This window comes from Salipiger sp. PrR003 (assembly GCF_010500785.1).
GTDB classification, from domain to species: Bacteria; Pseudomonadota; Alphaproteobacteria; order Rhodobacterales; family Rhodobacteraceae; genus Salipiger; species Salipiger pacificus_A.
Genome location: NZ_JAAGOV010000051.1, coordinates 1 through 12,399 on the forward strand (window position 1 = coordinate 1; position 12,399 = coordinate 12,399).

Sequence of the window (12,399 nt, forward strand, 5' to 3'; positions counted from 1 at the left end):
ATGCTCTACTATCCACCCTACGAGAAACTGCCGCCGCTGGTCGGCACCTTCACCGACTTCTTCGAGGCCTACATCCGCGACATCGACAGTTTTGATTTTTGATCTCCGCGCCCGGTTCAGTTTCGATTGGAAATCGGCAACCCCAAAAAGGGGGTCGGGCTACGTCGATCACTTCAACTTGCTGGCAGAACGGCTGACGAGGCAGCGCTGTGTGCGCACATATCCGACAGCGCAGGTGCTGTCGCCCTTGCGAGCCTGCCCGAGCCTTGGCTTCGCCGAGGCCGGCACCACGTCTGGCCCATTTTGGGAACCGGAGAACCGGCAGTCTTGTGCGGAGCAGGTATGCGCCAGAGGAAGAAAGCACCGGCTGCTTTCCGTTCTCATGGCAAAACGAATTTCGTTTCGTTTTCGCTTTTCGAATTGCTCCGGCGCGCAACCGCTCAAACGTCCGATATGACATAATTCCCAGTTATCGGTCACTGCCGACCCGCGAGTGGACCATGTTGCTTGCCATACACCGGCTCATCGCGAACTTACCTGCTATTGTTTAAGCCAAATCCACCCTTCGCATCGCTAGTCAGAACTTCCTTCTATGGCCGACAGAGCCAAGAGCTATTGGCCCGCGGCGGCCTTGGGCGGGAAGGTGCGGGCAGCACAGAAAGAGGTCTCAGTCATGCCCGAAACAAGCCTTGCCGCGCCGGACTCTCCGGTTGTCCGTCCGCTCGACGCGCTGATCGGGCTGGCGCGCCTGGCGCCATCCGATTGCCCGTCCGAGGCGCTTGCCCTGGCGCAGGTCTCGCTGGTCGACTGGCTGGTCTGCGGCATCGCCGGCGCGACAGAGCCGGTGGCTGAGAAGATGCGCGCCTTCGCGGCGGCAGAGCAGGGTGCCGCATCCGCGGCCTCGGTGTTCGGCGGCGGCCATGCGCCGGCCCGCATGGCGGCGCTGGTCAATGGCACCACCTCGCATGCGCTGGATTACGACGACACGCATTTCGATCACGTCGGGCATCTTTCGGTCGGCATCTTTCCCGCCGCGCTGGCCATGGCTGAGGCGCAGCAGGCCTCTGCCGAGGCGCTGGCCGCGGCGTTCCTGCTGGGGGCAGAGACGGCGATCCGGCTCGGCACGGTGCTCGGGGCGGGGCATTACAACCGCGGCTTTCACCAGACCGCCACCGCCGGCGCCTTCGGAGCCACGGTGGCGGCGGCCCGGCTCGCCGGGCTGACCGAGCCGCAGATGCGCGCCGCGCTTGGCCTCTGCGCGACCCGCGCCTCGGGGCTCAAGAGCCAGTTCGGCACCATGGGCAAGCCACTCAACGCCGGGATCGCCGCCGCCAACGGGGTCGAGGCGGTGCAACTCGCGCAGCTGGGGCTGACGTCGGCGGATGACGGAATCTTCGGGCCGCAGGGCTTTGTCGAGACCCATTGCGATGCGCCGGTGCCCTTCGCCGGCGGGCTGCGCGACATGCGCTTTGCCGACAACCGCTACAAGTTCCACGCCTGCTGCCACGGGTTGCACGCGATGATCGAGGGGCTGCGCGGCATCGCCGCGGGCATCGACCTCGCGCAGGTCGACCGGCTCGAGCTGCGCACCAATCCGCGCTGGCTGCGGGTTTGCGACCTGAAGGCGCCGCGCACCGGGCTCGAGGTGAAGTTCAGCTACGCCTGGCTGGCGGGCATGGTGCTGCGCGGACTCGAGACCGGCGAGGGCGGGATCTACACCGATGCGCTGGCGCACGATCCGGGGCTCGCCGCCTTTGCGCAGCGGGTCGAGGTCACCGGCGATCGGGCGCTTTCGGATCAGCAGGGCAGCGGTGTGCTGCACCTGCGGGACGGCCGCGCGCTACGCTTTTCGCATGACCTTGCCGCGCCGCTGCCGCCGGCCGAGCTGATGCGCCGCGTCGCCGGAAAGGCGCGTGCCGTGCTCGGCGCGCGGGCCGAGCCGGTGCTGGCGCTCATGCAACGGATCGAGGCCGATCCCGCCGGCGTTCCGGCCCGCGACATCGGCGCGCTGATCCGCGCCTGACCGCTGGCTGGGTCAGACCAGGCTGGCTTCCCAGATGCCGCGCTGCACCAGCTCGCGCGCGACGTCGAGCGTCAGCTGCTCGACGGCGCGGCAGGCCCGGGTCATCACCCGGGCCGGGTTCGACACCAGATAGACCGGCCGCATCATGGTGGGCGCGACGATCGGCGCGCGCAACAGCTCGCCGCGCTGGACGAAATCCTGCGCCGCGACCGGGGCGAAGATGGTATAGCCCGAGCCGCGCGCCACCAGCTCCTTGATCTGCGTCATCGCGTCCATCTCGACCACCACGTTCAGCTTGATGCCGTGCTTGCTGCAGTAGCCCTCGATGGTGTTGCGCAGCCCGTTCGAGGTCAGGATCATGTCGAGCGGCTGTAGCGCCGCCAGCGGCACCGGCGTGCCGGGCGGCGTGTCCAACGGCCAGGCGTCGGGGGCGGAGTAGAAGAACAGCTCCTCGTCCATCACATGCGTCGCGCGCAGGTGGCCGGCGTCGGTCAGATCGTAGAGAAAGCCGATGTCGACCGTGCCGTCCTCGATCCAAGTCTTGAGATAGCCGCTCATCGCCTCGACCGCGCGCAGCCGCACCTCGGGCAGTTCGAGCCGCACGGTCTCGGCCAGCGGCACCGACATGACCATCGAGCAGGACGGCGGCATGCCGAAGCCGACCCGGCCCCGCACCACGCCGCCAAGCTCGCGCATGTCCTCGATGCAGCGGTCGAGACTGTCGCAGATGCGGCGCGCGTGCTCGACGAAGACATGGCCCTCCTGGGTCAGCAGCGTGCCGCGCGGCGAGCGGTCCATCAGCTTGACGCCCAGCTCTTCTTCCATCCGCTGGATGTGCTGCGACAGCGAGGGCTGCGCGACGCCGATGCTCTGCGCCGCCGCCGAGATCGACGGCGCATCGGCGATGGCGAGGAAGTAGCGCAGCTGGCGAATGTCGATCATCCGTCGAACTCGATCACCTGGCGGATGGCCGTGCCCTGGTCGAGCTGGTCCATCGCGCGGTTGATGTCGCGCAGCTTCAGCCGGTGGGTCAGCATCTTTTCGACCGGCAGCTTGCCCTGCGCATGCAGCGAGAACATCCGCGGCAGGTCGCGCTGCGGCACGCAGGAGCCGATGTAGCTGCCCTTCAGCGTGCGCTCTTCGGCGACCAGCTGCAGCGCGTTCAGCGCCATGCGCGCATCGGGATGCGGCAGGCCGGCGGTGACGGTGGTGCCGCCCCGGCAGGTGCAGCCCCAGGCGGTTTCCAGCGCCCTGGTCGAGCCCGCCAGCTCGATCGCCACGTCGACGCCGCCGCCGGTGGCCTCGCGCACCGCCGCGATGGTGTCGGCATCGGCCTTCACCGCCCGTGTCGCCCCCATCTCGAGCGCGGTCTGCATCTTGGCCTCGAAGGGATCGATGGCGATGATCTCGCCGGCGCCCGCCGCCACCGCCCCGAGGATCGCCGACAGGCCGACACCGCCGAGCCCGAAGACCGCCACCTTTGAGCCGGGCATCACCCGCGCGGTGTTGAACACCGCCCCCGCGCCGGTGAGCATGGCGCAGGAGAACAGCGCCGAGATATGCGGCGGAAGGTCGGCCTCGACCTTGACCAGCGACTGCCGGGCAAGGACCGCATGGGTTGCAAAGGCCGAGACCCCGACATGGTGATTCACCGCCGCGCCCTGCATCGACAGGCGGCGGTGCCCGGTCATCAGCTCGCCCACGCCATGGTGCTTCGCGGCGCGGGTGCAGAGCGCCGGGCGCCCCTCGGCGCAGGGCAGGCAGCTGCCGCAGCCCGGGGCGAAGATACACACCACATGGTCCCCGGGGGCCAGATCGCTGACGCCTTCGCCCACCTCCTCGACGTAGCCCGAGGCCTCGTGCCCCAGCACCATCGGCACCGGGCGCGGCCGCGTGCCGTTGATCACCGACAGGTCGGAATGGCACACGCCCGCCGCGGCGACGCGGATTCGCACCTCGCCCGGCCCGGGCGCGGCGAGGTCGAGCTCGCGCACCTCCAGCGCATTCGCGGCCTCGAAATCGCGCTCCACCCCCCCGCGCAGCAACACGGCAGCTTCGATCTTCATTGCTGTCTCCTCCCTGTGGCCAAAGCGGCCCCTCAGCTGCTCAGGCTAAGGCTTCGGACGGGCGCCGAAACGCCTTTCCCCAGAGGCATAGCTTAAACCTATGACCGGAAGTGCGCCAAGGTATTGGCGGCGGTTCGCTCTGTGATCTTAGGCTCTGTCACATCTCGAGCTCTGGGAGGAAGCTATGGGGACTCAATCTCAATTGTTGGGCGCGCGCCGCGGCGGCGCTTGGACGAAGGCGCTGCGGCTCTCGGTCGCGGGGCTGGCGCTGGCGGTCTCGGTGCAGGCCGGCGCGGCGCAGGACTGGACGCAGAGCCCGTGGGGCGAAGGCGACGAGCTGGGCGCGGCCAATCTGATGACCCCCGAGCGGGTGAAGCTGGCGGCCGAACTGGTCACCGAGGGCAAGGTCTACAGCCTTGGGATGATCGTCGGGCCCGACACGCCCGCCTTTCCGCCGCGCAGCCTGTCGCTGACCGTGCTGCAGCCCGGGCAGAACGGCAATTCCGGCCTTGGCAACAACAACTTCACCTACAATGACGACATCTTCATGGGCTGGCTCGGCATCGGCCCGCAGATCGACGGGCTTGGCCATGCCGGGGTCGATCACGTCTATTACGGCGGCCGCACCTACGGCGATTTCGCCCCGGCCTCAGGCCTGACCGAGCTGGGTCTTGAAAAGCTGCCCGGCCTTGTCGGGCGCGGCGTGCTGCTCGACATGGCGGCGCATTTCGGCACCGCGATGGTCGAGGAAGGCGTCGCCTACACCCGCGAGAACATCGAGGCCGCCGCCGAGGCGCAGGGCGTCGAGCTGCGCGAGGGCGACGTGGTGCTGTTCAACTCGAACTGGATGGACCTGCTCGACGGCGACTCGCCCGACCCGGCGCGCTTCGGCGCGGCCGAGCCCGGGCTTGGCGTCAGCGGCGCCGAATACCTCGCCGAGATCGGCGTCATGGCCGTGGGCGCGGACACCTGGGGCATGGAGGTGGTGCCAGCGGAGACCGAGGGAGAGGCCTTCCGCGCGCATCAGATCCTGCAGCCCGAACACGGCATCTACATCCTCGAGAACATGGACACCCGCGCGCTCGCCGACGACGGCGTGCACGAGTTCCTGTTCGTGCTGGGACAGGCCCGTCTGCAGGGCGCCGTGCAGATGATCATCAACCCGATCGCAATCCGCTGATCGGGACGGACACAGGGAGGAGACCACCAATGAAGACACTACTGACCACATCGGCGCTCTGCATGGCGCTGCCGCTGGCGGCCATGGCGGCGGACAAGCCCGCGGCACTGAAGATCGGCATGACCACGTTCCTGACCGGCCCGGCCTCGGTCTTCGGGGTGCCGGCGCGCGACGCGATGGACATCTTCGTCGCCAACCGCAACGCCGAGGGCGGCATCAACGGCGTGCCCATCGAGGTGACCTATATCGACGAGGGCGCCGGCGCCGAGGCGCTGACCTCGGAATTCCGCCGCGTGGCGCAGACCGAAGGCGCCGAGGTGATGCTGGCCTCGATCTCTTCCGGCAACTGCCAGACCCTCGCGCCGCTGGCCGAGGACCTGAAGGTGCCGAACCTGATGTGGGACTGTGGCACCCAGCGCATCTTCGAGGAACAGGCCTATGACTACGTGTTCCGCCCGCAGGGCAACGCCACCTCCGAGATGCTGGCGGCGGTCGCCTACCTGCTGAAGACCAACCCCGACTTCGAGACCATCGCCGTGGTCAACCAGGACTACGCCTGGGGCCGCGACAGCTGGGACATCTTCCACACCGCGCTCGAGGCGATGAAGCCCGGGGTGAAGGTGGTGGGCGAATTCTTCCCCAAGTTCGGCGCGCCCGACTTCTCGACCGAGATCTCGCGCTTGCAGGCGCTGCGCCCGGACGTGGTGCTGTCGACCTCCTGGGGCGGCGATCTCGACACCTTTGTGCAGCAGGCGTTCCAGCGCGGGCTGATGAACACCTCGACCTTCGTGCTGCCGCTGGCGGAAAGCTCGCTCGAGCGGCTCGGCAGCAGCCTGCCGGCGGGCCATATCGTCGGCGCGCGCGGCGATCACTACTTCCTGCACCCCGAACGCCGCGATGACGCGGACTTCAAGGGCTTCATGGAGCAGTACAAGGAAGCCACCGGCGACATCCCCGTCTACTCGGTGTTCCACGCCAGCCAGGCCTTCGCCGCGCTGACCACCGCCTACGAGAAGGCGATCACCGACAATGGCGTCGACTGGCCGGACGAGGCGCAGCTGCTGGCGGCGCTCGACGGGCTGGAGTTCCAGGGCCTCGGCCGCGCGCTGCACCTGCGCGAGGATCACCAGGGCGTGGAATCGCAGCTCATGGGCACCAGCGTGCAGACCGGAGAGTACCCGTTTGCGACGCTCGAGAACATCATGATCTTCGACGGCGAGGGGCTGCTGCCGCCGGTGGGCGAGACCTCGATCGACTGGATCAAGGGGCTCGATGCGAGCTTCGCCGACGGGCTGTCGGTGCAGACCTACGCAAACTGATCCGGACCGGCCCGGCGTGCGCCGTCGGGCCGGCCTTCCGACAGGGCCGGGGCGCGCGCGTCGCGACGCTTCCGGGCGGCCCACCAACCAGAGGCGGTCTCATGAACCTGACCATCTTCCTGCTCGCGCTGTTCGACGGGGTCTCCTACGCGGCGCTGGTCTTCATCGTCGCATTGGGGCTGACGCTGATCTTCGGCGTGATGCGCATTCTCAACGTGGCGCACGGCTCGCTCTACGCCATCGGCGCCTATGCCACCGTGTCGCTGACCGGCTTCTTCCTTGCTCTCGGCTTCGCGCCGGTGCTGGCCTTCCCGCTGATGCTGGTCTCGGCGGTGCTGGTCGGCGTGCTGCTGGGCGGGCCGATCGAATGGCTGCTGCTGCGGCGCATCTACGACAAGCCCGAGGTGCTGCAGCTGCTGGTCACCTTCGCGGTCTTCATGATCCTCGAGGACGTGCAGCGGCTGGTTTGGGGCACCCAGCCCTATTTCCAGGCGAGCGCGCTGCAGGCGCTGGGGAACGTCACGCTGTTCGGGGTGACCTACACGGTCTACCAGCTGATCCTGCTGCCGCTAGTCGCCATCGGCCTGCTGGTCGGGATGCGCTTCTTCCTGCGCCGCACTGTGATCGGCAAGCTGATCCTCGCCACCACCGAGGACCGCGAGGCGGCGCAGTCGATCGGCATCGACGCCGACCGGGTGTTCCTTTTCACCTTCGTGGTCGGCGCGGTGCTGGCCGGGCTTGGCGGCGCGCTGGCCTCGCCCACCACCTCGATCCTGCCGGGCATGGGCGCGGACATGATCGTGCTGTCCTTCGCGGTGGTCGCGACTGCCGGGCTCGGCCAGATCGGCGGGGCGGCGGTGGCCGCGCTGCTGATCGGGCTCGGCCGCTCCTTCGCCGTCTACGTCTGGCCCGAGGTTGCCGTGCTCGTGCCCTATCTGATCATGGTGCTGGTCCTGCTGGTCCGGCCTGAGGGGCTTTTCGGCAGCCCAGTCGCCCGCAAGATCTGAGGCCCGCGACATGAGCGATATTTCCCAACATTCCACCTCGCGCAGCGCCGCCAAAGCCGGCGGCCCGCCCTCGCTGCGCGCGCTGGTGACCCTCGCGGCGGTGCTGCTGCTGGCAGCGGTGCCCTTCATCGCCCCCTCGATGCAGCTGCTGATCAACCTCGCGCTGGCCAAGGGCATCGCCGTGCTTGGCGTCACTGTGCTGCTGCGCGCCGGGCAGGTGTCCTTCGGGCACGCGCTGTTCTTCGGCATCTCTGCCTATGCCGGGGCCTTCCTGATGGCCTCGCTGCCCGGGGCGGACCTGATCCTGGTGCTGATCGCCGGGGTGCTCGGCGCGGCGGTGAGCGGGCTCTTGGTCGGGCTCTTCGTGGTGCGCTACCGCGGCATCTTCTTCGGGATGCTGAACCTCGCCTTCTCGATGATCTTCTGGTCGATCCTGGAAAAGTTCTACCACGTCACCGGCGGCGCCGACGGCATCCGGCTGGCGCGCCCGACGGTGCTGGGCATGGCGCTGGAACGCGCCGGTTTCGAGGCGGTGCTCTTCTACCTGTCGATCGCGCTGATGATGGCACTCGGCTGGCTCACCCTGCGCTGGTTCGTCTCGCCGGTCGGGCAGATCTTCCAGACCATCAAGACCAACGAGACGCGGCTCGAATACCTTGGCCTGTCGCCGAAGCGGGTGCTGCTGTCGGGCTACCTGCTGTCGGCCATCCTCTGCGGCGTCGGCGGCTCGCTGATGGCGATGACGCAGGGCGTGGTGACACCGGAATACGTCTGGTGGGTGCGCTCGGCCGAGATGGTTTTCATCGCCGTGCTCGGCGGTGCCGGCTCGGTGCGCGGCGCCTTCATCGGCGCGCTGATCTACGAGATCGTGCGCATCTACGCCTCGGCCTATGCCGGCGACATCTGGCAGATGCTGCTGGGGGCCTTCCTGCTGATCATCATCCTCTTCGCGCCGAAAGGCATCATGGGCATCGCCGACGGTCTGCTCCACCGCGGCAAGGCGCGAAGCACCACCCGGGCGGAGGACGCGCAATGAACGCGATGAACATGCCGGAGGCCAGCAGGTCGCCGCTGCTCGAAACCCGCGATCTGACGATCAAGTTCGGCGGGGTGACCGCGGCCAACAATGTCTCGATGCAGATCGAGGCCGGGCGCAACCTTGCCATCATCGGCCCCAACGGCGCGGGCAAGACGACCTTTCTCAACATCTGCACCGGTTGGCTGAAGCCGCATTCGGGCAAGGTGTTTCTGGAGGGCGAGGACATCACCCCGCTGCCGCCGCGCAAAATCGTGCGGCGCGGCGTGACGCGGGCCTTCCAGATCCCGCAGCTGTTCACCGAGCACACCGCGCTCGAGAACCTGCTGATCTCTGTCGCGGCGCGCGAGGGCCTGCGCAACCCGCTGCAGAACCTGCACAATATCCGCCAGCGCGACGAGATGATGCACCTGCTCGACCTCGTGCATTGCACCGATGTGGCGGACCGGGTGGTGGTGGAACTCTCGGAAGGCCAGCGCAAGCTGATCGACATCGCCGTGGCGCTGGCGCTGAAGCCGCGGCTCTTGCTGATGGACGAGCCAACCTCGGGCGTCGCCTCATCGCAGAAGCACGAGGTGATGGAGATCCTCGTCGGCGCGCTGGCCGAGGCCGGGGTGACCTCGGTCTTCGTCGAACACGACATGGGCATCGTCGCGCGCCATGCCGACGAGGTGGCGGTGTGGAACGCCGGCCGCGTGCAGCTGCGCGGCACGCCGCAGGAGATACTCGAACACCCCGACGTGATCCGGGACGTCATCGGCGAGGAGGTGGCCTGATGCTGGAATTCCGCAATGTGACCGCCGCGATCGGGATCATCGAGATCCTGCGCGACCTCAACTTCCGCATTGAGCCGGCCGAAACGCTGGCGCTGATCGGCCGCAACGGCGCGGGAAAGACGACGCTCTTGCGCACCATCATGGGCTTCACCCGGGTCCGCGGCGACATCCTCTTCGACAGCAAGCCGCTTACTTCCGTGGCACCGCCGAAGCGCCCGGGACTGGGGATTGGCTACTCTCCCGAAGACCGGCGGCTGTTTTCGGCCTTCACCGTCGAGGAGAACATCCTGCTGCCCGCCGATGCGGCTCGGCTCGGCGCGGCAGAGACCAAGCGCCGGCTGGACAGGGTGTACGACATCCTGCCCGAGCTGAAGGAAATGGCGGGCCGCCCCGCCGGCAACGTCTCGGGCGGGCAGGGCAAGATGGTTGCGCTTGCCCGGGCGCTGATGCTCGGCACGAAGCTTGTGATGCTGGACGAGCCGTTCCAGGGCCTCGCACCGGCACTGGCCCTGCGCTACGCCGACGCGCTGCGCGCCCTGCGCGACAGCGACCGCAGGATCACCCTCATCATTACTGAATCCAATCCCTCGTTGTTGCGAGGTTTCGCCAGCCGGACGCTGGTCATCGAACGCGGCGAGGTCGGCGAAGGGTCGCTCGATCCGGAAAGGAAAAGTGCATGAAAGACTTCCCTGTTAGCTCGCGCAGCCTCGTGCTGCCGAAACCCCTGAACCTCGTCGGCAACGACTTTCTCCCGGCCGCTTCAGGCGCCGAAATGGAGGTGCTTTCGCCGCTCGATGGCCTGCCCTTCACCACGATTGCCGACAGTGGCCTCGAGGACATTGACGCGGCAGTTGCCGCCGCTCGTGCTGCCTTCGACGGCGGCGCCTGGAGCAAGCTCTCGGCAGCCGAGCGCGGAAGGCTCATGCTCAAGCTCTCGGCGCTGATCCTCGAGCATGCCGAGGAATTGGCGCAGCTCGAGTCCGCCGACAATGGCAAACCCATCGTGCAGGCGCGCGCCGACATGCAAGTGACCGCGCGATATTTCGAATTCTACGGCGGCGCGGCGGACAAGGTGCATGGCGAGATCATCCCCTTCCAGCCCGGCTACAACGTCGAGGTGCAGCGCGAGCCGCATGGCGTCACCGGCCACATCATCCCCTGGAACTACCCGGCGCAGATGTTCGGCCGCTCGGTGGCCCCGGCCCTGGCCATGGGCAATGCCACGGTGCTCAAGCCCGCCGAGGACGCCTGCCTCACGGCGCTGCGCATCGGCGAGCTGGCGGTTGAGGCTGGCTTCCCGCCCGGCGCGCTCAACATCGTCACCGGGCGCGGCGATGTCGCCGGCAAGGCTCTGTCTGAGCACCGCGGTATAGACTTCATCTCCTTCACCGGCTCTCCAGAGGTGGGCGTGATGATCCAGACCGCGGCGGCGCGGAATTTCATCGGCTGCACGCTGGAACTGGGCGGCAAGTCGCCGCAGATTCTCTTCGAAGACGCCGATCTCGACGCGGCGATCCCTGTGGTCGTCAAAGCGCTGATCCAGAACGGCGGGCAGACCTGTTCGGCGGGCACGCGGGCGCTGGTGCATCGCAGTCTCTGGGACCGCGTCGTGTCCGAGCTGACGACCGCCTTCGAGGGCATCGAGGCCAGCGCTTCAGATGAGGCGGCGGTGCTCGGCCCGCTGATCTCGGCCAAGCAGAAGCGCCGGGTCGAGGGCTACATCGCGGAGGCCGATGCGCCGCTGATCGCGCGCGGCGGCATCGCCGCCGAGGCGCCCGAGGGCGGTTACTACGTGGCACCCGCCATCTTCGGCCCCTGCGCCCCCGACGCGCGGATCGCGCAGGAAGAGGTGTTTGGCCCGGTGCTGGCGATGATCCCCTTCGACGACGAGGCCGAGGCGATCCGCATCGCCAATGGCACCGACTACGGGCTGGTCGCCGCGGTCTGGACCCGAGACGGCGCCCGCCAGCAGCGGGTCGCCAAGGCGCTGCGCTGCGGGCAGGTGTTCATCAACGGCTACGGCGCCGGCGGCGGGGTCGAACTGCCCTTCGGCGGCATCCGCAAGTCCGGCCACGGCCGCGAGAAAGGCTTCGCCGCGCTGCTGGAGTTCTCCCACATCAAGACGGTCGTCAACAACCACGGCTGAGCGCCGCGACCACTGAACAGTGCGACAGGTTTCGCCGGCCCGCGGGGGCCGACCCAAAAGACATGGCTAGGAGAAAGAACGTGAGACTTCAGGGCAAGACAACCATGATCACCGGCGCGGCCTCGGGCTTCGGCAAGGGCATCGCCGAGACCTACATCCGCGAGGGTGCGAAGGTCGCCGTCGCCGATCTCAACGCCGAGGGCGCGCGCGCCGTGGCCGAGGCGCTGGGGCCGAATGCCATCGCCGTCACCTGCGACGTGTCGAAAGCCGATCAGGTCGCGGCGGCGGTGGCGCAGACCACCGAAGCCTTCGGCAGCCTCGACATTGTGGTCAACAACGCCGGCTGGACCAACCCCAACCGCCCGCTGATGGAGACCGACGAAGAGACCTTCCGGCGCATCTACGACATCAACGTGCTGTCGATCTTCCACATGACCAAGACCTGCGTGCCGCTCTGGCGCAAGCAGGGCGGCGGGGTGATGCTCAATGTCGGCTCGGTCGCCGGCATCCGCCCCCGGCCCGGGCTGACGTGGTACAATTCATCCAAGGGCGCAGTGAACATCATGACCAAGTCGCTGGCGGTGGAACTTGCGCCGGATAACGTCCGGGTCTGCGGCATTGCCCCGGTGATGGGCGTCACCGGGCTGCTCGAGCAGTTCATGGGCATGCCCGACACCCCCGAGAACCGCGCGAAGTTCCTCGCGACCATCCCCATGGGCCGCTTCTCCGAGCCGCGCGACGTGGCCAATGCCGCGCTTTACCTCGGCTCGGACGAGGCGGACTTTATCACTGGCGTGATCCTCGAGGTCGACGGCGGCCGCACTGTCTGAGCCGGCAACGCAAGCC

Annotated in this window: 11 protein-coding genes; 9 read left to right on the plus strand and 2 right to left on the minus strand. The window is 67.9% G+C overall.

The annotated features are described in order from the left end of the window. Positions 1–673: 673 nt before the first annotated feature. Positions 674–2,023, plus strand: a complete 1,350-nt coding sequence (locus G0D83_RS18835) for an MmgE/PrpD family protein (protein WP_164196308.1) — start codon at positions 674–676, stop codon at positions 2,021–2,023. A 12-nt stretch (positions 2,024–2,035) separates the two neighbouring features. Here the strand turns inward: G0D83_RS18835 and G0D83_RS18840 are convergent, their stop codons facing one another. Then, entirely contained in the window at positions 2,036–2,965 is a 930-nt protein-coding gene (locus G0D83_RS18840) for a LysR family transcriptional regulator (protein WP_164196309.1), read from the minus strand. Continuing rightward, positions 2,962–4,089 carry a zinc-dependent alcohol dehydrogenase family protein gene (locus tag G0D83_RS18845; RefSeq protein WP_164196310.1) on the minus strand — a complete coding sequence of 376 codons (1,128 nt, stop codon included), beginning with the start codon at positions 4,087–4,089 and terminating at the stop codon, positions 2,962–2,964. Before G0D83_RS18845 ends, G0D83_RS18840 begins: the two co-directional genes overlap by 4 nt. 184 nt (positions 4,090–4,273) lie before the next feature. Between G0D83_RS18845 and G0D83_RS18850 the strand changes: the two genes are divergently transcribed. The 8 genes from G0D83_RS18850 to G0D83_RS18885 all read left to right on the plus strand — a co-directional run bounded on the left by G0D83_RS18850 (position 4,274) and on the right by G0D83_RS18885 (position 12,383). Then, a complete protein-coding gene (locus G0D83_RS18850) occupies positions 4,274–5,269 on the plus strand; it encodes a cyclase family protein (RefSeq protein ID WP_164196311.1) in 996 nt (331 codons plus the stop codon). Positions 5,270–5,298: 29 nt separating this feature from the next. After that, positions 5,299–6,588, plus strand: coding sequence for an ABC transporter substrate-binding protein (locus tag G0D83_RS18855; RefSeq protein ID WP_164196312.1), 1,290 nt, complete (start codon positions 5,299–5,301; stop codon positions 6,586–6,588). 101 nt (positions 6,589–6,689) lie between these two features. Beyond that, positions 6,690–7,595: a branched-chain amino acid ABC transporter permease gene (locus G0D83_RS18860; RefSeq protein ID WP_164196313.1), complete on the plus strand. Its 906-nt coding sequence runs from the start codon at positions 6,690–6,692 to the stop codon at positions 7,593–7,595. Between the two features lie 10 nt (positions 7,596–7,605). Next, positions 7,606–8,631, plus strand: coding sequence for a branched-chain amino acid ABC transporter permease (locus G0D83_RS18865; RefSeq protein WP_164196314.1), 1,026 nt, complete (start codon positions 7,606–7,608; stop codon positions 8,629–8,631). Further along, complete coding sequence (locus tag G0D83_RS18870) at positions 8,628–9,407, plus strand: ABC transporter ATP-binding protein (RefSeq protein WP_235958140.1); 780 nt, start codon at positions 8,628–8,630, stop codon at positions 9,405–9,407. Before G0D83_RS18865 ends, G0D83_RS18870 begins: the two co-directional genes overlap by 4 nt. Beyond that, positions 9,407–10,087 carry an ABC transporter ATP-binding protein gene (locus tag G0D83_RS18875; RefSeq protein ID WP_164196315.1) on the plus strand — a complete coding sequence of 227 codons (681 nt, stop codon included), beginning with the start codon at positions 9,407–9,409 and terminating at the stop codon, positions 10,085–10,087. The genes G0D83_RS18870 and G0D83_RS18875 overlap by 1 nt, the downstream gene beginning before the upstream one ends. Then, the gene (locus G0D83_RS18880) at positions 10,084–11,553 is read left to right on the plus strand and encodes an aldehyde dehydrogenase family protein (protein ID WP_164196316.1); all 1,470 of its coding nucleotides are present in this window, start codon (positions 10,084–10,086) and stop codon (positions 11,551–11,553) included. Before G0D83_RS18875 ends, G0D83_RS18880 begins: the two co-directional genes overlap by 4 nt. A gap of 80 nt (positions 11,554–11,633) precedes the next feature. Then, positions 11,634–12,383 carry an SDR family oxidoreductase gene (locus G0D83_RS18885; RefSeq protein ID WP_370457268.1) on the plus strand — a complete coding sequence of 250 codons (750 nt, stop codon included), beginning with the start codon at positions 11,634–11,636 and terminating at the stop codon, positions 12,381–12,383. The last annotated feature ends 16 nt before the right edge of the window (positions 12,384–12,399 follow it).